The organism is Arenibacter algicola, assembly GCF_000733925.1.
Taxonomy (GTDB): Bacteria; Bacteroidota; Bacteroidia; order Flavobacteriales; family Flavobacteriaceae; genus Arenibacter; species Arenibacter algicola.
Map to the genome: position 1 here is coordinate 659,149 of NZ_JPOO01000003.1, position 24,042 is coordinate 683,190.

Here is a 24,042-nt window from a genome sequence, read left to right on the forward strand (position 1 = left end):
CCGGGTAATTCTCATTATCTCAGTGTTCCATTAATTCTACATTATGTACATGTCTTTGAATTTTCAAACACTTGCATTACAGGATACCAATAATTACTTGAACGCGCTTACCCGGGTTCCCGGTACCGGAAAATGGGCATCTATCCTCGTAAGGTTCAAGGCTTGTAACCTGTTAATGGCTCCAATACCATTATCCGTGAAATTCACTGGGTCTACCGGACTTTGATGGGCATTGTCCACGAACCCTGTACGTTGGGTAAAGGTACGTTGGCTTCCACTGTTCATAATATCATTATTAATTTTTGGATCATTATGTCCATCTTTAACTATTATATCCCATAATAGCGCATGCACTATTTCGTGGGCCAAGGTCTCTCCAATCAAGCGTCCGTAGACATCTATTGCAAAGGATTCCAGTGCTGGATCCCCTCCTACTCCTTGCGATTTCAGTTGGATCATAAGTGCTTGAGTCTCCGTATCAAGTTCCGTATCGCTAAATCCGCCACCGCCCATTGGTTCGTCATAAGCCCCTGGAAAAACATCGATCGTTCTGTTTGGTACTATATTCCCAACTTCCCCAGGTGCCGGATTGGTTTGTCCAAAGGTTCTGTTACCAGCGGCCAATCTATTTTTAATCGTCGCTACCGTAATCATATTAGCAGGTAAATGCGCTGGAGTAACTTCGGCAAAACTTCCCACTTGCCATATGGTCCTTACATTTGCATTTACCAATAGAGCCTCACAGACCTCTTTGGCTTTACTAATAAGATCGTTCTTTAAGGCGGTCAGAGACAAATCGGCCAAGACCTGATTAAAAGCGGCAGGATCTTCATTGATAGTCACAAATTGAGGAATGCTCAGTGGCAATTTCATACTTTGAACAACGGTGTCGCTAACATCCCTTACTTCGACATCAATATTGCTCAATCCAGGTTTTATGCCTTGAATAGTAACACTTTCTCCTGTTGTTGCAGTAGGGCCATTTTTTATGGTAAAGTCCCCCGCATTGCTCGGTGGCACACTCCAACGTATAGATCCACCAGCAGGCATATTGCTCACACGTACAGAAAACTTGGTCTCCCCGGTTTTACTGCCCGAGCCTGGAGCAGCTGCGGTTGCAGGATTAAAACTCCTAGAAGCAGCATTCAGATCTGGATTTTCAATAATTCTGGGTGTTCCCTCATTATCACCCTTGGAAACGGACACCGATTCGTTACCCAAAGGTGTAGTGCGAGTTACGTTAATTTTTCCATTTTCAGACTGACTGGCATCGGATATGGCCTTCTTGATTTCTGGTGAACTGGTCAACGGCTGAGCATTGCTCGAATCTTTTTTACCTACAACACTATCTGCTGCATCCGTATAGGAATCCAGTACTTTCTTGATTTGATTACTTGCTTCGGTATCGTTCAAAAAGCCTTCTTTGTTGAGCTTCTTGATTTGCTCAATCTGTTTGGCGCCATCTTCCTTTTGATTGGCCATTACCGCCAAACTTGCAAAGTCCTTGGAAATACTCGCCAAATCTGTAACACTTTTTGAGGTGGTCTGTAAGGCGCCCAAAGCATTGGCTTGAGTACCTGCCAAACCAGTAAAGTCTTTAAAGGCATCACCCTTGCCAAGTAGTCCATAGGCAGCAGCTAAACCAGTAGGATCTGGTGCTGCAGGGGCATTCTGCATATTGATTATGCTACTTGGAAAGTCCTTGGCCTGTAAATTGCCAGGATCACTACGTCTACTGGCCGTAGATACGGGTTCAATAGCCGTTGGCGAGGTACCGCATGGCTCATCGGAAAAACGCCAGTGCCTAGTTTCGTCTATCTCTTCACAGCTGTTGCACTGACCCATCACAGATTCTGCATACACGCCCTTGGTGGGTACGCTAATGCGATATGGGTCGGGTTTGGTGGTTGGCTGATAATATTCCAATAAATTCTCAACGTTTTTGAAAACCGGATCCAATCGTTCACCTGGAATTACTTTTAACACCAAATTGTTGCCAACAATGCCCATTATCCTGTTTTCAACCACACTGGCCACACTCCTACCCCCGCTATGTGGTGCAATATAGCCATCAAGGAGTCCAAAAAGCCTACTTGAATCGATGCTCGACCAAATAATTTTATGTGACATTTCCAGATACTCGTTTAAAAAGGAAACAAGGGCCCTTGCTGCGTCCCTATCCTCCTTTCTAGGATTCCGTTCTTCCCGACTGTTCAAGGGGGTGAATATAAGCGCTGCATCGGTAACCACCCCAATTCCGCCCAAATTTATAGTCAAAGTGTTGATGATGTCGTTACTTATTCTATTGTTCTGAATAATATATTCGCTCAAGTGATTGGTGCGATACTGTAAATAGGCAGAGCGCAATATAATCTTAGAGGTGGGTTTCACAATGGTATTGGCCCTGAACCGCAGATACTTAATTTGCCTTCTTGTGATGCTTGGCACACTGGCCGTATTAATACTAACGCGTAAGGGAACCCCTTTTCTATAGTTGGATAGCAGGGTAACATCAAATGGGAGCTCATGCTCCGTTCCATTGTCCGCTATGGCATAAAACAACATAGTGTCTATAAAACCCCTTACGATATCTGGGGCGTATTGTTGTTCAAAAATGGCATCTTTTTCCGCCTCGGTCAAAGGCACTTCCCTTTCCAAGTGAAATACCATTTTACCAAAAAACCATGGGAAAGGAATATTTAAATCGTATTCCTCGGTCTTGGTAGCCTCGTCAATTTCTTTAATAAAAGGTCGATCCAACTCAAACGAGATGGTGAAATGCCCTGTAAATTCATGAATCATTTCATCCGCATAGCTTCCAATGGGCAAATCCGAGTCGGCGTAATTTGATTCTATACGTTCAATAGCATCAAACCCGCGTCGCAATTTTCTACCATATATCGTCCTGCTTAGGGTATTCTTCCACCTAAGGACTTTTTTGAAATCGAAATGACCTAAGGGCATAGGCACAAAAAGACATTCCTGTACATCTACCAACTCCTGCTCTATGGCATAGTGCTTTAATACTTCAAAATACTCAACTGTCACGGCATGGCAGTGATTATTGTTTTTGATTACCTCTGTCTGAACATTTACGGATTCATTTTGGCCCACCGTCTGTATTACCGTGCTACGCTGGCTTCTTAAGCTTGATGCCGACTGGGAGGTGTTATCCTGAAGGCTGTTCAGTGTATTGGCCGAAAGGTTGCGTGACGAATTTTGGTTTGCGGTCGATTTTGAAGATGCTCCTGAGTGTGAAATGCCACCGGCGACCCCAAAGACCACGCCACTAACAAAACCGCCTACTCCGCCTCCAATTCCGGCACTTGTTGATTTCGTTTTATTTGTTGAGGATGCGGTAATGGATTCTCCAAACGACGAGCTCATTATCTCGGTAATATCCCTATCCCTTGATATTTGGGCTTCCAGCTCTTCTGAGACAGTTTGCGCTTCAGTTCTAGAGCCAACCTCCGTTCTGTCCCAATCTACAATTGCTATCTGCTTTTCTTGACAGGGGGCCAGGGGAAGACTGTACAACAAATCTCCCAGGGAGTAACCTGCAGCCTTCCATTTTTGTTTAAAATGTAGGATATGGCCATGGGCTATGGTTGTATTTTCATAAATGGTTGGGGTCTCATCCCAATCTATACTATTCTCCACGGTCAAATCTACCCTACCGGGATGATTCTGTATATAGGCCCTTTCCAACTCCTCAACCCTTCTTATGGCACTATAGATCTGTCGTCTTAAAGTGGTAAGGGTGCTTTTTATTTCATCATAATTTTCAAAGAAATAGTCATCGTCAAGCTCGGTGGCAAAACTTAAATTAGAAGTATAAAAAGTATGGAACTCATCCAATAAATCAAGGAAGGTAGAAATACTGTGCAAAAATATGGTGTAGTAGGCACGTATTTCCAATATTTCTGCCAAGGTAAAAATAGACTTGTTTTTTAAGGTCTCCTTAAGATCATTGAACTTTTGAATAAGGCATAAAATCCCCATAGTATCAGGTTTGCTAGCTGGTGGACAAGGTTCAAATCCAAGAATTGATCCGTCTTCGGCCCTAGCAAGTTCAACGATTATCCGACGCAAATAACCCAACATGTTTTCCTTAAGTTGACCGTTCAAATCAGCACTATCAATGGCCTGTATAAGGGCCTCGACCTTTTTCATGGCCGAGGTAAGTAATTTTTTATCCACGGAATTGCCCTCAATAAGTTTGTCGAGCTCAAGAATCGCGCTGCTGTACAGCTTATTCACATTGGCAGCCAAATTCAATTGCGATTTTATTTGCTCTACATGTCCAAGTGTAGATCTAAGCTCCTCCCTATCAAGACTGCCTTTTGCGGCTAGTTCCTCACAATAGCTCTTTGCAGCTTGTACCCCTGTTTTCCCACAATAAGCCGCAGCCAATTTTTGATGTAAGTCGGATAATTTTTTCTTTTTCTTTAGCTGTTCAGAAGCCAGTTTAACTATATCAAATGGTCTTAACTTGTTAGTTGCGGCGATTAGATCGTTGGTTTTTATGGCGAACTTCGATTTGATACCAGTGTCAATTTTTAATAGATAATTTGGAAAAGCTGTGACTGTTTCCTTGGTGCTTCCATCCTCAAAACTGATATCGGACTCCTGGCGTTTTTCAACCGCAGAATCTTCTTCGATGGTATATGGCACCATTGAGAGTGAGGTAAATGAGTTATTGAGTCTACCAATAAGCTTAAAGGCATGGTCGGAGATATCCAACAACTCATTTTTGATGTTTCTCGATTGTTTCGAATTTATAGTAAGTCCCCTAATTTCGGGCTCGGTAGTACGTACTGTATGGAAGAAGCTGAACTCTTCAAGGGTTCTATTGGGAATGGTGAAATCCACGCATTTGCCGCCAATATCCTGGGAGAAAGCATTGGAGTTTACCAAATCATCCCCATCGGGAAGAACGGGGACCTTTTCGCCACAGCCACAGCCATCTTCATCCGATAAACTGGACAGATCTGCAACTAGTATAATATTTTTGGGCAGCTTATTGTTTTCTAGTGGGATACTAATTGGATGACCCTCATTACCCGCAATTACACCAAATGCCTGTTGAACACTTTTGTTAATTACTTGTCCATAAAAATAGCCTTTGGCATCCGTAGTTGCGGTAAAGATAGCCTCAAACTTGGCCACATCGAAAGTGGCGGCAGCTTCATTGCTGACCATAACCAAAACCTGTAGTCCAGAAGTTTTGGAATCCCCTGAAATATCAATGACCCGTCCGCTCAATTTTTTCGAAGCCTGTTCTGCAGGGGATGACTGATTAAAAGTAATCTCTTTGGGGTTGACTTTGATATCCAATGTCTGACTATCATCATCGGCACCAATGGGTATTTCTGCAGTTTTTAAGGCTCCATGGGTATACCCCTGCCTTCCTAAAAGTTCCCCATCTGGGGCATAGACCTCTACGGTTACCAGGTCATTTGCCAGCAATTCTTTCTTGGGCACATATAATCTGAAACGTCCATCGGGTTCTACATCTGCACGATCCTTACTAAAAATAGTATGACCGGAAATCTGTTGGGTATAGCTCACTTTTAAGAAGTGGCCTGTGTAATGATCGGTGATGGCGGAGCCATCTAATGGCACAAGTTTACCATTGGCACTTACTCTTTCCATGCTGTTGTAGATTAATTTTGGTGTTTTTACAAAATCTTCAATGGGAGGAACTGCCAAAGGGTTTACAAGGAAATGGGGGCATTTCATCTCAAGTACCCTTCTTAAAATCTCGTTTAAGATACTTTTTATAACGCACTATTGTAAGATAATTTGTACAAATGGTAGCGAATTTTGTATTGTTTACCTAAATGAAGCGTTGAAACAATTATAAATTTTACTGAAATTAAAACAAGTAACAATATCGTTAAAGCATTGGCGATCATTGGCTTTAGTAGCTAATACCATTCTTTACCCCTTCCCTTAACCTATTGCTTTACGCAGAACTGGCTGAACAGTTTCCAATGCGCTTTACAAATAGTTTATTAATGGGAACATGGGTTATCCCTAAATAATAACGAAGTTTCAGTAAATGAATAGTTTTTAACAGCGAAATAGTACCATCTTTTTGTTGTACAAAGTCAATGGTATTTAATATTTAACATATTTATGCTTTCCAATGTTCCGGTCCTGGAGACTATCGTTTCAAACTGCGGGATGAAACGGAGGCCTAAACCTTAAAAAAAGTTCGTATATTCAAGACTACCAATATAATCTTCTAAACCCTTATTGTATGAGCCATCTGAAAAGACGAACCTTTATGAAAAATGTGGTCACAGCGGGAGTTGGAGCCACTGTTCTACCTATTAATACATTAACGGCGAATGATGTGCGCGAAAAGTCAGGGTACGATTGGCCAAAACCCACTGCAGCTCCAAAAAAAATAATTGTCGGGGGTGCAGGTATTGGTGGTCTGTGCTGTGCCTACGAACTTGTGAAAAAGGGACATGAGGTTGTTGTTTTGGAGGCTTCCGGTAGACATGGCGGACATGTATATACCACACGGGATGAATTGTCGGACGGACTTTATGGGGATTTTGGGCAGGAGCACATTGTAAAACCTGGTTATGAAAGATATTGGGAATACCTGAAGGAATTTAACATTACAGCCCTGCCCTACCCCCGGAGAAAAAATTTAAGACGAAGGATCAATGGGAAATTCTATACCGAACAAATGCTCCAAGACCCTGTGGAATTGAAAAATTTTGGATTTAATAAAATAGAAATCGACTATTTATCTACGCACCCGTGGTCCGATTTGAAGTCGCTTTATACCAAGCCATACTTGGATACCTTTAAAGATGAATACCAGCCTTTTCAAGTTGGTTACGATGCATTGGACAAGGTACCCATGTCCGATATTTACAAAAAGGGAGGCGCTTCTCCTGCAGCCTTGGCCTTTCTAGGCGGAAACAACTCTTCCGCGCTTTATGAATTGTGGTATGCCGCAATCCTGAAAATGCGGGGTGTAGCCACCTATCCCACAGAAGTTTTTAGGTTAAAAGGTGGAAATCAAATGCTACCGAATGCCTTTGCCAAAAGATTGGGCTCCAGAGTGTGGCTTAATTGCCCCATTACCTCCATAACCAACGGGGAAACAGGAGTAAGGGTAACCTATGAACGGCAAAAAGAAGTGAAAGAAATTAGCGCGGATTATTTTGTGAACTGTATTCCATTGCCAACACTAAAAAATATACCCATAACCCCTGCACTATCAGAGAAAAAGGAATATATCAACGAAAACATTACTTATGATTCTTACCAGCGGTTTGTATTTCAAGCCAGCTCCAAATTTTGGGAAGATGACGGTTTTGAGAATATTAATATGAGTTTGGACCATCCGGATCTCTGGGAAGTATGGCAATCCGCAGAAGAAGTGGATACCCATAGGGTTATTGTATTGGGAACAGGACCTGGAGGTGTTTCCCCTCAACGGGCATTGGCAGCTTTTCGTGAAGTTTATCCTGGAAAATCGGATACGATAGAGTTGGCGGTGGGACGTGATTGGACCAAGCAAAAATATTCACCAAACTGTGAAAGAACCGCCTTTCCTATTGGAGAGCTTAATAAATTTTGGCCGCATATTATGGCAGCTGAAGGACGTATCCATTTTGCAGGGGCTTATGCGGATAACCTTAATTGGGGCACAGAAGCAGCAACCAGGTCCGCCAACCGTGTAGCAGAAACCATTCACCAACTCTAAACCTGCTCAGGATGCGACAAATTATAATCGTTGGAATTCTATTGATTGCTTGCTTTTATTTTCTCTTTAGCTTTTCAAATCGTCAAGTTCAAGAAAATCGACCTCCAGAAATTAGAATAACCGCTCCCCTTCCCAATAGTACTTTTAACTGGAATTCCATTTTACCTTATGAAATACAAGTTTCGGATTTTGAAGATGGAAATTCTGAATACGATGAAATTAACCCAAACGAAGTGCTTTTGATAGTACAGTATTTGAGGGATTCTTCCGAGCTTAAGCCCTATTTAAAGCGTAAGTCCAACACTAATTATGAGACATTGATCCAAATGGGCTGTTCCACATGTTTCAATTGCCATAGGGCCAAAGGAAAATTAATAGGTCCGTCCTTTACAGATATTTCTGCCAAATATGAAAGGGACCCAAAGACCATAGAATTGCTCGCCAAAAAAATAATGACAGGGAGCAGCTCTGTATGGGGCGATGAGAAAATGCCTCCCCACCCGGATTTAATGGCTGGTCAGGTCCGGGAATTGGTACGCTGGATATTGGAAAATAATTCAGATTCCAATAGAGATTATTTAGCGGGCCTTAGGGGGTCTATAAAAACTAGGGAAAACGTAGAGGACAAAGAAAAGGGTATTCTTGTAATGACAGCAATTTACAAAGATCATGGTTCCGATAATCAAGGACAAAGCAGTATCCAGGCCCAAAATACACTTATCTTAAAAAATCACTGACCTCTGCAGAATTTAAGCGTGGGACTTTATCCATAAGATATGGCCATTATTGGACCAAAATTAAAAAAGATGTTGAACTGGTGAAGTTATAAAGAAGCTAACACTACTCCATTCGGCTATTATATTCCTCCTCCGAAACAGCTTGCAGCCATTGGGTAGCTCCTTTGTCGCTGCTTGAAATTGCAATATGCGAAAATTCTGAATCAGGGATTGCTCCGTGCCAATGAGGGGTGTTTGGAAGACATTTTACTGTTTCTCCTTACCTAAGAACACGTTTGGTTTTAACTTGTTCCTGATAATAACCTTCACCTTGGGTCAGAATTGGTAAGTCCTTCGTTTAGCGCATCTTCCAATTTTATTAAATTACCCAGTGCCGTATGGCTGGCGATTTCTATGATACTCTTTTCCTGATGGGATAAGCGAATCTTGGTTGCCTCTTTATTTTGGGCATTCTATGGGTATCCAAGAATCAGTACCAATACCAGCACAAGACTAATTTTCATGGTGAAATTTTTTATTGCGTAAAAAGCCTTATTCCCTAACCATTTGCTTTACAAAAGAAAGGTTGAGCAGTTTCCATACTCCACCTATCTTCTTGTACATTTCGGTTACTATAAAGGGATTGCTAACCTCGTTTCCGCCTACTTCGGCCAGCAGTGTAATGGTGTTGAGCAAAACGGCGGTATCATCCATCACTTCTACCGAAGCCTCGTGCACCGTAGCCTTCTTGTACCATATGCCGCCGCTCTTAATAATGTCCAATTCGCGTTCCGTTACCCATGATCCGCCCATATGCACATACTGGGCATCCTTATGAAAGAGCTGACCCAATTTTTCCGTGTCCTTATCGGCCATCCATTGCCATTTATCCTTAGATAGTTTTAAAAGCTCTTCATTTACAGAATTTGGCGCCTGTATGGCATCATATTCCCCTTGTGTCAACTCGTTAGTCCATACCGTAGGTGTCTTTCCGCTTATAGCCAAATAGGTAACCGGACTATTGGGAGCTGCACCATGCCAATGCTCCACGTTGGGGAGACATTTCACTACATCACCTGCCTGAATTACCTGCACCTCTTTTCCTTTTTCCTGATAATAGCCAATACCGTTGGTAATCAATAATTGTTGTCCATCTGGGTGTATGTGCCAATTAAGAAATGCTCCCGGCGCAGAGACTGCCTGTGCCACATGATAATCAAAAGTTTCATCAGCTTCCGTAACATGACTAAGCCAAACATCGCCTTTGTGGTGCACGTTAGGTGCGAGTTTCCCTTTTGGGAAAACAGATTCCTGGGCATATAAAGAGGTAATCGTTACCAATGCCAATATTAAATTGATAGTCCTTATTTTTGTCATATTATTTATTTTTAAGAGTTCTTAAATTGTCTAATTCAATCCTTTTTCTTCAAGAATGGATTTCTGTCGAATCAAAATTAGGTCAAGAAAGTAAGAACAGTGTACCTAAGTTACGGATGTTCATACCATTATTACAGATTTTTACTTATAGTTTTGACTTCTTGGTTATCCATAGCTTATCTTTATAATAAATAGCATTGGTCGTGAAGCATATTTTAGAAATTAAAACGGTAGCGGATTATTTGAAGTTGCGTAATTGTGAGGTATTGCATCCGTTGGTGGGTATTGTAGATTTTGACAAAGTGAATGAAAATGGACACACCAATACCTCATATGATGCCTTTCACTTTGGTTGTTATGCCATATTTTTAAAAGATGCCGTTGGGTGTAAGTTTAAATATGGTGGTAAATCCTATGACTACGATGAAGGTACACTTGTTTTCATGGCACCAAACCAAACGATTGAATTGGGCGGTTACGACCCTAATTTCGTTCCCAAGGGCTATGCCTTGCTTTTTCACCCAGACTTGCTATTGGGTAGCGATATGGCCAAAAAGGTACATGAGTACACTTTTTTCACCTATTCCAGCCATGAAGCCTTACATCTTTCTTCCAAAGAACGAAAAGTGATATTGAGTTTGCTGGACAAAATCCAGTTTGAACTGGAACAGAATATGGACAAACACAGCAAGAAGTTGATTGTAGGAAATATTGAACTGTTCTTGGATTATTGCCTAAGGTTTTATGACCGACAGTTCTTGACCCGGGAAATGGTAAATCAAGGAGCTTTACAAAAATTTGACGCGCTGCTAAAGGATTATTTTTCATCGGAAAAACCCAAAACCTACGGATTGCCTTCAGTAGTCTATTTCGCGGACCAATTACATCTATCCCCGAACTACTTTGGGGACCTGGTAAAAAAAGAAACAGGAAAATCGGCTCAAGAATATATACAGGGCAAACTCATTGATGTGGCCAAGGAAAAAGTTTTCGATCCAAGCAAATCTGTAAGTGAGATTGCCTATGAATTGGGGTTTAAATATCCTCAGCACTTTAGCCGTTTGTTCAAGCAAAAGGTTGGGCACTCCCCTAAGGAATTTAGGGCATCCATTAATTAATTTGGTTAAAATGATACCACACACTCCCCAGACTTAAGCCATAAGATCATACAAAAAAAAGGGAAGTCAGCTAGACTTCCCTTTATTATGCCTTAATATTTCACTACTCGGCTTGCGGAGCACTAATGGCTTCTACATACCTACCTGCCCAGTAGGGTAACAGATAGATATAGGGGGCATATTCCCGTTTGCCATCACTTCCTCCATTGTTCCTATAGGCCCCATTGTGCAAATGAAGCGTCCGCTCGTCACCGGGCAACACCTCGGTATAGGTCTGGCTTCGGAAATTAGGGGCTATTTTAGTCAGGTCCTTCCTGTGGTCGTTATCAATTTTCCAATCTATAAGATCCATGGGGAACTCACGTAACCACCAGGCGGATTCTTCACTATCTATATTTTGCCCTCCGGTAAGTGCAAAAAGATAATTCCATAGCGGATTTTTTTCGGAGCGTTCCACTTCCCAATGACTTTTTGCCGCATTAAAGTGTGCTGCTTTTTGTTCTTCCGTAAAAGAATAATTAACAAATCCGGGGATGGTCAAAAAATACATTTCATCATCGGAATGGTTCCATTTATTGCTTAAGTCCTCTCCTTCTACAAAACCGATGACCGTAGCCGGTCTGTTGGCATTCTCATCATAGCCATATTTTTTTATCAGCTTTTCGGCCCCCTTCTTATATTTTTTGTCTTTTGTAAAATGATAGGCGGTTTGCAGAAAAGATAGAATAAGGGTGGAATTTAGTCTACGATCCCCTACATTGATCGGGAAGCTATTTACGTATTCCGGATTCCATTTTCCCCAAGCGGTAGGCTTTCCGTTCCAATCCATTAAGTACCAATCGTTGTCCATAATATGGTCCATCTCAATTTTTATTTGATGTATGGCCCTATCACGCCATTCCTTATCCGGTGCCAATTCGGCAAAAAGTGCATATACGAAAAAATGTCCGCAGGATTCATCGCTACTGGTGGTGGACTTCCACCTCCAAAGTTCATCGTCCGATAACTGCCAGATCCGTCCGTTTTCTTTCTCCCATTGCTGTCTCCACTCTTCAGAAAATCCGTTGGCGTGTAGCCCCACTTCATAGCCATCCCTTTCAAAAGACCTTGCCGGAAACCCTTTTAGATCGGGAAGTGCCGTCAACCTCTCCATAGCCTCAAACGCTTCGTAGGCATTTTGCTTGGCATCTTCGGACTTGGTTACCGCATATCTAAACAATTCCCCTGCCAAGTACATGGATGTCCATAATCCATCATTATCGGTATCATGAAAATAGCCTGTGGCAAGATCGCCCGGAGTTCTCATGGCCAGATCGGAGGTAAAACCGTAGCGAATATGACGTAAGCGTTGAATTTCTTGAAAATACTCAGCTTTTTGCGCCAATGTCATAGGTTCAAAATCTATTTTGCTCATCCCCTTTTGGGTCAAGACCAGTACACTTCCATCAGGACCTTCTGCAATATCGGCCACATGATCGTCTACCAACCATCGCTTTGAAGCGTAATAATCGTACTTGCCATCTACACGTAATTTAAAGGCGCCTTTGGTTGAGCCAAACCATAGGTTACCGCGAATGTTGTTTACACTGGTAATTTCTGTCCAAGGTAGTTTTTGGTCCAATTTATTCAAGGTAAATGTTTTACGGTCCAATAGCTGAATGCCGTTGGTAGTCCCTAAAACAATAGTGTCCTCAAATAAACTGAATGCCGTTAAATCATTACCGTCAAACACCTTTTTTGCCGTCTTCAAAACACTGTCCACTTGGTACAATCCTTCTGCCGTTAAAAGCAAAAACTGACCGGAATTAGGGTCGTATTGAACGGATATCGGATTTAGGCTTTCGATGGAAGACCTCCAAACCTCTTGGTTGTTCTTAAAAATAGCTAAATTGCCCTCTCCTGCTACCAAGGTCAAAAAATCTGGACCCATACCCATCGCCTTGGGAGCTTCTATACCGTGGTTGATATATAACTTGCCCGCCCATGCATTGCTTAAAACCGCCTTCTCCGTTAGATAAACAAACTGACCTTGGTACTCCGTCAATGCAACAATATTCATATCGAGCAAAGGTCGATATTGAACATCTTGTCGAAGATTTTTTTCATATGGGAGCATTAGGCCTTGACTACTGAGAACTTTAATGGCCTTATTTCTATCACTGCCTATTTGAAGCAAATTCACATTCCCCTCGCCCTCTTTCAAGGAGAATTTATCAGCACTATCTTGAAGAAATCGCTGATCGGCGACCGTTTGTGCCTGGGTTCCAAAACCCACTAGTAAACAAAACCCTAAGAATAATTTTTTCATATATTATATCAATTATAGAATTGATAAAAATAAAAGTATGTGGGCGAAGTAGTATCACTATTCTTGATGAATACCTATAGAATATTAACCTATGTAGTTTTTAACAATTTAAGTGTTCCGAAGAAAGTTATTATGCATATGGGCTATGTCTTGAAACAGGCAATAAAGCAACTACGTGTAATTATATACGTATATTATGGATAGATTATGTTTATTCTGAAAATCGTGATTCCGGAACTAGTGATAATTATGGCCGGGATTTTGTCTAGGGCATTAGAAATCTATCTGATACTATGCTAAAATTCCATGCATTTAAATGATACATGCCACAGTGGCTCTTATAAAGTCGACTAAGGGAAACAACAACCACTGCCTTAATTTGAATATGCTGGACCTCATACCAACTTTTGGTTTTCAATTTCAGCAAACAGCACCATATAATTGTGTCCTTTTTCTTGAACACATTGAGGACAATAGGCATAATGCACAAAATACCGCTTAGCCTTTTTGTTTTTACTGCCCAAATAGATGTCCATTTCCTTCATAAATTTTGGTATGGCATTATAGTCACCATCAAACACCTTGCTCATGAATGTTCCGGTAAGGGAAATGTTTTTTGCTTCGGGCACTTTAGCCATTACCGATAAATATATTTCGGATTTAAACGGATGTGGATCCGCGAACAGGACCAAAATATCTTCCTTGTTGGGGTCTAATTTATTGGAGTCTTCGGCGAGCTTGTTCATCCTACTAATCTGCTTGCCTATCATTGGTGGAAAAGGAATGTGAAAAAAGGTAGGTACGGATGCCTTTATAAATGGTTTGTTATCCCAATTGAAGGTTTTTTCATCCCATTTTTCAGTACTAAAGGTAGGGCAGCATTCCTCTACTTTTTGTGGAGCTACGGTTTTCATATTATTTTAATTTTTTATGTATCTTTTTAGTTTATAAAATCCCAAAAACTCTATTCCCCATGGCACAAACAGCATCTTGCCTAAAGCTGATATAAGATCCAACTTTTAGGCCGGTTCATTTTTGGGATCGATTCTTAAGTATAGATTAATATAGACCTAATACCGGTAATGGACAATGATATTCATCATACCGGAGATAAGGTTTTAGACTTGGCGCTCCCCTCCTACTTTAGTCCCGCTTAACAGCTATACCAACCTTGATCCATAAAAAATAACCCCATACCAAAACCACAAAAGCGCTTACCATAGGATGGATAAGCGCTTTTTTTATTAAAAGAATATGTACTATATAAACTATTCCAAATCTATAATCCCAACAACTTCATAGGCCCTAGTACCATCTAGCTGTACTTTTTCATATAGAATATTACCGTACTCGTAATACGTCTGTCCATCTATGGTAACTCTTTCATAATCTTCCGGGAGCTCATAGACAATAGTCCCTATTTCCGGCTCTACCACTTCATATTCATTCCCTATCTGGGTATAAAAAGTGCCCGCCACAACAAAGTACATATGATTATTAAAATGAATTCTGCGATAATTGGCAGGTAAGGTATTTATTCTAAATCCTATTTTGGGGGCGATTACAATGTAGCGCCCTCTGGAATAGGTATAGAACCTGTTATTGGAATAGTAGTAATTTTGCCCCTGATACTTCACCACTTTTCTGTTGGGTACGGTTCTTACGGAAACAACCTTCCTGGTCGGGGTTCTATAAACCACTCGCTTACTGGACACCCTATTTGGTGTTTTTTTAGTTACCGTTCTGGTAGTTTTGGTGGTGGTAGTTCGTGTACGGGTCTGGGCCGTACCCAAATACATAAATCCTATAAGTAATATGGATAAAATGAAATATGTTTTGCTATTTGTTTTCATAGGTCATAAAATTTAAAAAGGTTAAACTTTAATTTATACTTTCACTCCTTTGACCTGAATTTTCAATTTTGGTTTAATCCCTATAAAAGCCATTTATCGAATATTGGACAAAATGATATTAATTCTCGACAAGGACCGTATTTGGAGGGACAACAATATGTCTTCTGTAAAATGCAGTCCATTACTTTAAATTGGTGCTTATTAAGATATGATTGCCCCTTCTCCTACCCTAAGCTTAATTTGAGTTCGTTCCAAAAAAACCGTATCTTGGTAGTTGCTATGCATGCATAGCAAAAATCTCAAAAAAATGACCGAGTATAAACATATTTTCGAACCCTTGGATTTAGGATTTACCACCCTTAAAAACCGTATTCTAATGGGTTCTATGCATACAGGATTGGAAGAGAAGAAGAACGGCCTGGAAAAAATAGCAGCCTATTATGCAGAACGGGCCAAAGGTGGTGTTGGCTTGATCGTTTCCGGTGGAATTGCCCCTAACGTACAAGGTTGGACGGCCCCCTTTTCGGCACGCATGAGCACCAAAAAACACGCAAAGCACCATAAGGTAATTACAGAGGCAGTACACAGGGAAGGCGGTAAAATATGCATGCAAATTTTGCATTCCGGACGATACGGCTATCATCCATTTGCGGTGGCACCCTCGGCCATAAAATCGCCCATTACCCCTTTTAAACCTTTTAAACTAAAACCCTCAGGTATAAAACGTACGATCCGCGATTTTGTAAATTCTGCAAAAATGGCAAAAATGGCAGGTTATGATGGCGTGGAAATCATGGGATCGGAAGGGTATCTGATCAACCAATTTATTGCGGAGAGGACAAATAAGCGCACTGACGAATATGGCGGATTTTATGAAAACAGAATGCGTTTACCCATAACCTTGGTGAAACAGACCCGCGAAGCGGTAGGCAGGGAGTTTATCATCATCTACCGTTTGTCCATGCTGGATCTGGTGGAAAAAGGAAGCAGTTGGCAAGAAGTGGTAGCCCTGGGCAAGGAAATTGAAAAAGCCGGTGCCACTATTATAAATACAGGAATTGGTTGGCACGAAGCGCGAATACCAACTATTGCAACATCCGTACCCAGAGCTGCCTTTAGCTGGGTGACGAAAAAAATGAAGGAAGAAATTTCCATTCCCCTAATTACTTCCAATAGAATAAATATGCCGGAAACCGCTGAAAAAGTATTGGCGGAAGGTCATGCAGATATGATTTCCATGGCCCGCCCTTTTTTGGCAGATCCCGAATGGGTAAATAAGGCTGCAGCAAATAAAGCTGACGAAATAAATACCTGCATCGGCTGTAATCAAGCCTGTTTGGACCATGTTTTTGTACAAAAAGTAGCCAGTTGCTTGGTGAATCCAAGGGCATGTCATGAAACCGAACTAAATTATCTTCCTGCCGAAAAAAAGAAAAAAATTGCTGTTGTAGGCGCCGGTCCTGCAGGATTGGCTGCAGCAACCATAGCGGCACAGCGCGGACATGAGGTGACCCTATTTGATGCTGACAAGGAGATTGGGGGACAATTCAATATGGCAAAACAAATTCCTGGAAAGGAAGAATTCTATGAAACCATTCGGTATTTTAATAAGCAATTGGAATTACACCAGGTAACTGTAAAATTAAACACTCTGGTAACTACGAATGATTTAAAGTATGGGAATTTTGATGAGGTTATATTGGCTACGGGAATAAAACCAAGAACTCCAAAAATTGAAGGGATAGATCATCCCAAAGTGCTGAGCTATATTGATGTTTTAAAGTTAAAAAAGCCAGTGGGCAAACGTGTTGCCGTTATTGGTGCAGGGGGGATTGGTTTTGATGTGTCCGAATATTTGTCGCACGAAGGTGAAAGCACCTCCTTAAATATTGACGCTTGGCTAAAGGAATGGGGAATTGACAAAACCTTGGAAGCTCGAAGTGGCATTGAAGGTGTAGAAGCCAAAATTCCTGAGTCACCAAGGGAAATTTTCATGTTCAAGCGCAGCAAAGGCAAGTTTGGCGGTGGCCTGGGCAAAACTACCGGTTGGATACATCGTACTAGTTTGAAGAATAAAAAAGTACAGTTTATCAACCAGGTGCAGTATACCAAAATTGAGGATGATGGCCTGCATTATATACAAAATGGCGAGCCAAAAGTATTGGCGGTAGATAATATTATCATTTGTGCAGGACAATTGCCACTTAAGGACCTGTTGCAACCCCTGGAGGCACAAGGGTTAAAAGTACATGTAGTTGGAGGGGCGGATTTGGCGGCCGAATTGGATGCAAAACGTGCTATAGATCAAGCCAGTAGGTTAGTTGCAATAATTTAACCCTTTAAATAGAAGTAACTTTTAATCTTAAGGTGTTCTGTTCTTTTTTGTATGGCCCCAAAAAGAACCATGGCCGAACAATAAAGGCGGGGTTCGTTTGCCTATCTCATTTCAATGCCCCCACGGACTTTGAAATGCTGACTAAATAATTAAAAAGAGCTATTCGGTCAAATTTGCCTTAAACCAGAAGTCGATCGTAACTTCTTCGGATCGTTGATCCTGTTGTGGTAGACCGCCACCTAGGCCTCCACCCTTGGGACCACCACCTTGGCCTCCTCCTCTGGGACCACCACCTTGACCGCGGCCTTGACCTACTCCTCCAAAGCTGATATTTGAACCTTTGTTTTCAGTATCCCTTTCCATTTTTGGGGTTACCACACCTATAGACATTTTTGAAAAATCAATACCGCCATCGGCTATGCGCTGTTTTGGCATCTTAAGATAATATCGCAATATTTTACCTTCTTCCTCATAATTGTAACTAATGGAGATACCCAATTTATTAAGATCAAGATGAAATTCTTCTTCGTAATCATTCTTAATATAATTGGCTTTTTTTGGCATAGCATCCAGCATAAATAAAATATCAGGTCCTTCATGATCAACTTCTTCTTTTTTCCCGCTGTTGCCCCTGTCCCTATCATTTCTTCCTTCTGATCTTTATAGCGGTTCCATTTCTAAAGGATATTGAACGGACACTTTCTTTTTTTTCTTCCCCTTGACATCAAAATAAACATAGAATCCACGGTGCAACATAGCAAGCATAGTGGATTGATCGTCAGTACTAAGTTGCACATAAATGTTTTCTGTATCCATAGAACTATTATATTCAATATGGTCTTCGGTATTTTCCTTTGGAGATTGAGCATGACTTATTGAAAATGCAAACAACCCTATAACACAAAGCGATAGTCTAATCCTATTAAAAATAAACCTCATTGTTTTTTACTTCTATTTATTAGTAATTGGAACAAACCTAATGAATAACAAAAGGCGATTTTTGTACTTTCTGCCAATAGGGATTAGTTTGAAGCGAATTAGGTTTTTTTTCCTGGGAGTCCAATTTTATATCTTTTACGGGCAACCCAAAACACTCCTGAAGGTAAATATTATTCAAAAGGAAATTTCAATAACTGATTATCAATTATAAATCGGTCGAACTTACATTTCTTAACATTTTTAAAGAGTATTTTATATTTTATTTAGAATAAATTAAAAATAATCGCCATTTTATTAGGAATTATGCAAAAAATTGTTAAATTATAAGTTATAACTAATAATTAAAACAAATATATGAGGCAACTTAAGATCACGAAACAAATTACAAACAGAGACACCAAATCCTTAGAAAAGTATTTTCAAGAAATATCAAAAATTGAATTGATTACCCCAGATGAGGAGGCGGAACTGGCCAGAAGAATTCGTGAAGGAGATCAAATTGCCCTTAATAAATTAGTAAATGCCAATTTACGTTTTGTGGTTTCTGCTGCAAAACAATATCAAGGTAAGGGCTTACGCCTTTCCGACCTAATTAACGAAGGAAATATTGGCTTGGTCAAGGCGGCCCAACGTTTTGACGAAACCAGAGGTTTTAAATTTATCTCTTATGCCGTTTGGTGGATCAGACAATCTATTTTACAAGCGATGTCCGAACATTCACGTATGGTACGATTGCCCCTAAATAAAATTGGTGAAATAAGTAAAATAAACAAGGTATTCTCTGCCTTGGAACAAACCTTTCAGCGCCCTCCCAGTGCCGTAGAAATTGCTAGAGAGCTCGACATGAGTCCCACTCAGGTAAAATTGGCGATTAAAAATTCCGGAAAGCATTTATCTATGGACGCTCCTTTTGAAGAAGGGGATTCATTCAATTTATACAATGTTATAAAATCGAAAGAGTCCAACAGTCCAGATACCAAAATGATGAGAGACTCCCTTAGAACGGATATTGAAATGGTATTAAAAACGCTTCCCTGTAGGGAAAGTGAAATTATACGCCTCTACTATGGTATTGGGGAACGTAACCCAAAAAGCCTGAGCGAAATTGGAGAACTCTTTGATATTACTAGGGAACGTGTACGGCAAATTAGGGAAAAGGCCTTACGGATCCTACAAAGCAAATCCCGTAACCAAATATTAAAGGCGTATTTGTAAGAGAACATAAGCCGCATCATATAATTTAAAGCCGACACCAAAAAGTCGGCTTTCCTTATTATGACCTCTTCCTAATCCTTGTTGCTCCCTATATTCCAGGGCTTAAAACGGTAAGCCTATTTTCCCAGTTTTCCCAATGCAATAATTATGAGCCTAATTAACAAGGTTCGATTAAAAATGGTTATCTTTAAGACAATCAATTATTTAGCATCCATTGTACATAATTAATCAGTAATAAATCAATATCTATTATGGGCCGATTAAAAGAACTAAAATACCTTACTTTGGTCATGCTCCTATTTGGTTTTGTTGCAACCGCTTCATTGAGCTCATGCAGGGAAACAAAAAAAGAGGACAAGACCGAACAGCAAGAAGAGCAGATGACAGAAGAGGAGTCCGTTCATGAGGAACATCCCACTGAGGGTGGCGACGAACACCCCAAAACCGAAGGGGACGAACATCCTACGGATTCCGATCCAGAATAGGCTTTTTATATCAATGAGCGATCATGCTCAGTTTTCCCTAAGAAACGAAAAAAATGTTTTTGGGTAAGCTGGAGTCTGTCCAATTTCCATGACCGGGTAGGCCAAAAAGTTTATTGGGCCTGACTTAGGACCTGGCTCTATTTGCAGATCCCTCCCCTTACTAAACTCAATTCTATTTGCCGGATGCCGCCCAAAATAATAGGTAGCGAGCGCGCTGTATTTATTGGCTTCACTGATATCTACAGGCCACCATTTTTCTTCAGCATAAAACTCTGCCCAACAGTGGTAACCATCAATACCCCCGTCGTCACGATCGGAAGGAATGGCGGCCCCAACGGCAAATCGCGCTGGTATTCCGGCAGACCTGGCCAAGGAAATGAACAAGGCGTGGAATTCCGTACAGTTGCCACTTAGGGCATCACAGGCGTAAACGGCATCTCCCGTACCGTATTTCCCCGCCTTTATATACCGCATATTATCTATAACGTAATCATAAAGTGCCCTGGCCCGCATTATGGTACCTCCGCCCCCTTTATTACCGATAATGGAATCTGCAAGGATTTGAAAACGGTCGCCTACAGGCATCAATAAATTAGGCTTGAGATATATGGTAGGCGAGGCCTCCTCTGAATATGGTTTTTTTTCTTGCCGCACTACATCGTAAACAAGTTTAAGTTTCTTTCCACTATGTACCGGGGAAAGTTCCATATAAAGGATAGTATTGCCATAATATTTTTCACGGAGCAGCTGATGTGCCGTTGGAGCTTCTATTTCCAGTAATTTCACGCTTTGAAAGCGGTCGCTCTGCGGTACGGGAATCCAAATCTTTGCCGTCTCCTGCATCTCTGGTAGGCTAACCTCATAATGAAACTCAAACCTGTCCTCTCCTTCTTTGATTCCGAGTAAATCCGTAGAGGCGTTTTCTATGGGCATTCTATACCAGCTCTTATCCTTACGCTGTTTCCAAGTGTAATAGGGTTTTCCATTAAGCTTGTGCAAGGTGGTTTCTGTAACGGTCATACTTCCGGGGTCGCCCTCCAAGAAAAAATCCACATCATAAACATCACCACTAATATCGGCCAGATCAACACATGCAAAATGCCGTTGAGGGCCCAAATTGGATAGGTATTCGGTATGTACCCGCACCAACTTTAGCCGTAGATCCCTGTCTTCGGTTGACATGTTAAAATATCCGCCCCCTTCTTCAACCTTTTTGGCTATATTGGCCTTAATGCCCGCCTCTATATCCGAAGTAACTACCTTCGGGATTTTTTTAACTGCGAGCATTTCCTCTTTTTTCTGCTTTGTGCCCGAATTGCAGGACATAAGTGCGCAAAAAAGCAATGCCAAAATAATCCGATAATCTTTCATAGTGGGATAACATAATGGTTTCCATGAATTTACAACAATTCCATGGTTCTTCCAATTAAGGATATAACACTCCAATAGCGATCGCTAAAATGATGAAAATCTCATTCTGCACTTTGCGCTCTCACCTGTCCACAAATGCTATGTATTAAATAAGCCCTTTGTAGAAACCTTATTTTGGAATTATTCCTTGAGCGATTTCATATCTATGACAAATCTATAATTCACATTGCTCTTAAGCATACGCTCATAGGCAACATTGATGTTCTGCATTTTAATGATCTCGATATCCGAAGTAATTTTATGCTTTCCATAAAAATCCAACAGTTCCTGGGTTTCTGCAATCCCTCCAATTAAAGATCCTGCCATTGCCCTACGCCCCATAATCCTGTGCACGGTTACCAGTATTGGATCCAAGGGCCCTAAATAACCAACAACTACCCAGAATTTAGTTTCAATTCTGGGACCTTTACCATATCTTAATTCTTTCGTCTTCCGGTTTGTAATTACGATCGCCTGGCTTAACATTAAATGCCTCATAAAAAGGCGTAAAGTTCATTAATGGGCCATTTACACGCCAAATGGGCGGCGAATGCGGATCGGTCATCACATAATTGCGCAAGAATTCCTCCCGCATTTTAACCCGCCATATACGTGCAATGGATAAAAAGAAGCGCTGGTCTGGAGTAAAGCCTCCAATCTTGGTAGTGTCCCGGCCTTGTTCTGTTAGTTTAAATGCATCATAGGCAATGGCAATCCCGGCATTATCCGCGGTGTTTTCCCCAACCGTCAAAGCCCCCTTTAAATGTATACTATCCAAAACCTTAAAGTCCGAATATTGATCTATAATTTTTTGTGTTCTGGCCTTGAACTGTGTATAATCGTCATCGGTCCACCAATTGGCAACATTTCCATTTTTGTCATATTGTGCCCCTTGGTCGTCAAAGGCATGGGTGAATTCATGACCTATTACCATTCCTATACCCCCGTAATTCACGGCATCGTCCGCATACAGGTCAAAATATGGAGCTTGCAAGATTCCGGCGGGAAATACAATTTCGTTTAACGACGGGTTATAATATGCGGTTACCGTAGAGGGAGTGGTATGCCACTCGTCCCTATTGGGCGGCCTATTAAGCTGTTTTAGCTCATATTGATATTCATCTTGTTGCAAGGCCACCACATTCTCAAAGAATTTATCCCGATCTATAACTACATCATAGGTTCTCCACACATCCGGATAGCCTATTTTTTTGTTAATGGCATATAATTTGTCCTTCGCTTTTAGTTTGGTGCTATCGCTCATCCAATCCAAGTCGTCTATGCGTTTCTCCAATACTTTCTGAAAATTATTGACCAAATCCAGGGCCCGTTTTTTGGCATCCTCCTTAAAGTATCGCTTTACATATAATTGTCCAAGGGCAAAGCCTATTTGGTCATCCACCCTACGTACCATTTGCTTTGCCCGTGATTGTTGCTGTGCCTGACCGGATAAAACTTTACTATACTCAAAAGCAGCATCCCTAAAAGGTGTGCTTAAAATATTGGCATGTGAATCTATGGAGTGAGCTTTCAAGTACAATTTCCAATGGGCCAATGGCACCTTAGCCAGTAACTTGTTCAAGGTATCATAATAATTTGGCTGTGAGACATCCAAGGAATCTATCTCTGCTCCCAAATTTGTCAAAAATGATCTCCAGCCCAAGTTAGGATGTTTTTTATCCAGATCGGAAACAGATATTTTGTGATAGTTTTCTTTAATTATCCTGCGTTCAATACGCGTCTTATGGGCTTGGGCCAATTGTTTTTCAATACCGTAAACAATAGCTGCCAGGGCGTTTGCATCCCTATCCCCTACCAATTCGAACAGTGAAGTCAGATATGTTTTGTACGCCTCCTGAATACTTTTTACAGATGCATCTTCCTGAAAATAATAATCCCGATCGGGCATGCCCAATCCGGACTGGGCAACATGCAAAATATTAAGGGAGCTATTCTCCTGATCGGGAGACACATAAGGCGAAACCATGGAATAATCGCCAGATTTGATCTGGATGGATACAAAATCCATAATGCCGGAAATATCCTTTATGTCTTCTATTTGGTCCAATAGGGGTTGTATAGGTGTAATTCCTCTTGCATCAATACTAAGGGTATCCATTCCCGATGCATAAAAATCGCCCACCTTTTGTTCAATACTCCCTTTGGGATTTTCTTGTTGCGACACTTCCTGCAAAATATTTTTAAGCAGTTCCTGCTGTGGAATATTTAAAAATCGATAGGACCCCACTCCAACTTGATCCTCTGCTATTACAGCTTCGGTGAACCATGTTCGGTTAACGTGGTCGAAGAAATTATCACCTGGTTTAATGGAGTCTGTAATACCCTCAAAAACCACTGTTCTATCTACAGTTTGAGAATCACTTTTTAAGGACGGTTCGTTTTTACAGCATACAAGTAAACAAATCAGAATTGGGAAGTAGTGAAGATTTTTCATTTGTTGAGGATATGTTCTCTCAAATATATAAAATATTTGCAGTCACTGTTAAACCACAATACCGTACTAGTACTTCTAAATCTTGACCTTATAGCA

15 protein-coding genes and 1 pseudogene are annotated in these 24,042 nt (G+C 41.0%); 6 read left to right on the top strand and 10 right to left on the bottom strand.

Going from position 1 to position 24,042, the window contains the following annotated elements:
* Positions 1–93 precede the first annotated feature (93 nt).
* Positions 94–5,655 carry a hypothetical protein gene (locus U735_RS24635; protein WP_034248777.1) on the bottom strand — a complete coding sequence of 1,854 codons (5,562 nt, stop codon included), beginning with the start codon at positions 5,653–5,655 and terminating at the stop codon, positions 94–96.
* Positions 5,656–6,265: 610 nt separating this feature from the next.
* Here U735_RS24635 and U735_RS0113065 point away from each other — a divergent pair.
* The gene (locus U735_RS0113065; protein WP_031444247.1) at positions 6,266–7,735 is read left to right on the top strand and encodes a flavin monoamine oxidase family protein; all 1,470 of its coding nucleotides are present in this window, start codon (positions 6,266–6,268) and stop codon (positions 7,733–7,735) included.
* A gap of 11 nt (positions 7,736–7,746) precedes the next feature.
* Entirely contained in the window at positions 7,747–8,472 is a 726-nt protein-coding gene (locus U735_RS0113070) for a c-type cytochrome (protein WP_031444248.1), read from the top strand.
* 531 nt (positions 8,473–9,003) lie between these two features.
* On the opposite strand, the gene U735_RS25985 is transcribed toward U735_RS0113070, so the two are convergent.
* Positions 9,004–9,828, bottom strand: a complete 825-nt coding sequence (locus U735_RS25985; protein WP_083260544.1) for a DUF4440 domain-containing protein — start codon at positions 9,826–9,828, stop codon at positions 9,004–9,006.
* 203 nt (positions 9,829–10,031) lie between these two features.
* Between U735_RS25985 and U735_RS0113080 the strand changes: the two genes are divergently transcribed.
* Positions 10,032–10,946: a helix-turn-helix domain-containing protein gene (locus U735_RS0113080; RefSeq protein WP_031444250.1), complete on the top strand. Its 915-nt coding sequence runs from the start codon at positions 10,032–10,034 to the stop codon at positions 10,944–10,946.
* A 103-nt stretch (positions 10,947–11,049) separates the two neighbouring features.
* On the opposite strand, the gene U735_RS0113085 is transcribed toward U735_RS0113080, so the two are convergent.
* The 3 genes from U735_RS0113085 to U735_RS0113095 form a co-directional block, all read right to left on the bottom strand.
* Entirely contained in the window at positions 11,050–13,254 is a 2,205-nt protein-coding gene (locus tag U735_RS0113085; RefSeq protein ID WP_031444251.1) for a hypothetical protein, read from the bottom strand.
* Positions 13,255–13,649: 395 nt separating this feature from the next.
* On the bottom strand, positions 13,650–14,168 hold the full coding sequence (locus U735_RS0113090) for a hydrolase (RefSeq protein WP_031444252.1): 519 nt from the start codon (positions 14,166–14,168) through the stop codon (positions 13,650–13,652).
* A 354-nt stretch (positions 14,169–14,522) separates the two neighbouring features.
* Positions 14,523–15,107 (bottom strand): DUF6515 family protein, encoded by a 585-nt coding sequence (locus U735_RS0113095; protein ID WP_031444253.1) that lies wholly within the window; start codon positions 15,105–15,107, stop codon positions 14,523–14,525.
* A gap of 307 nt (positions 15,108–15,414) precedes the next feature.
* Between U735_RS0113095 and U735_RS0113100 the strand changes: the two genes are divergently transcribed.
* Positions 15,415–17,442, top strand: coding sequence for an NADPH-dependent 2,4-dienoyl-CoA reductase (locus U735_RS0113100; RefSeq protein ID WP_031444254.1), 2,028 nt, complete (start codon positions 15,415–15,417; stop codon positions 17,440–17,442).
* A 159-nt stretch (positions 17,443–17,601) separates the two neighbouring features.
* Here U735_RS0113100 and U735_RS25775 read toward each other — a convergent pair whose 3' ends face one another.
* A complete protein-coding gene (locus U735_RS25775) occupies positions 17,602–18,006 on the bottom strand; it encodes a hypothetical protein (protein ID WP_180994017.1) in 405 nt (134 codons plus the stop codon).
* A gap of 96 nt (positions 18,007–18,102) precedes the next feature.
* A complete protein-coding gene (locus U735_RS0113110) occupies positions 18,103–18,381 on the bottom strand; it encodes a hypothetical protein (protein WP_031444255.1) in 279 nt (92 codons plus the stop codon).
* A 354-nt stretch (positions 18,382–18,735) separates the two neighbouring features.
* Here U735_RS0113110 and U735_RS0113120 point away from each other — a divergent pair, with 354 nt between their 5' ends.
* Positions 18,736–19,596 carry a sigma-70 family RNA polymerase sigma factor gene (locus tag U735_RS0113120; protein WP_031444256.1) on the top strand — a complete coding sequence of 287 codons (861 nt, stop codon included), beginning with the start codon at positions 18,736–18,738 and terminating at the stop codon, positions 19,594–19,596.
* Positions 19,597–19,847: 251 nt separating this feature from the next.
* Positions 19,848–20,081: a hypothetical protein gene (locus U735_RS0113125; RefSeq protein WP_034248474.1), complete on the top strand. Its 234-nt coding sequence runs from the start codon at positions 19,848–19,850 to the stop codon at positions 20,079–20,081.
* A 27-nt stretch (positions 20,082–20,108) separates the two neighbouring features.
* Here the strand turns inward: U735_RS0113125 and U735_RS0113130 are convergent, their stop codons facing one another.
* From U735_RS0113130 to U735_RS0113140, 3 genes and pseudogenes are all read right to left on the bottom strand, one after another.
* The gene (locus U735_RS0113130; RefSeq protein ID WP_232233261.1) at positions 20,109–21,368 is read right to left on the bottom strand and encodes a transglutaminase-like domain-containing protein; all 1,260 of its coding nucleotides are present in this window, start codon (positions 21,366–21,368) and stop codon (positions 20,109–20,111) included.
* 264 nt (positions 21,369–21,632) lie between these two features.
* Positions 21,633–21,890: pseudogene (locus tag U735_RS24645) on the bottom strand (NAD(P)-dependent alcohol dehydrogenase); the annotation flags it as partial.
* 28 nt (positions 21,891–21,918) lie between these two features.
* A complete protein-coding gene (locus U735_RS0113140) occupies positions 21,919–23,946 on the bottom strand; it encodes a M13 family metallopeptidase (protein ID WP_031444260.1) in 2,028 nt (675 codons plus the stop codon).
* Positions 23,947–24,042: the final 96 nt, after the last annotated feature.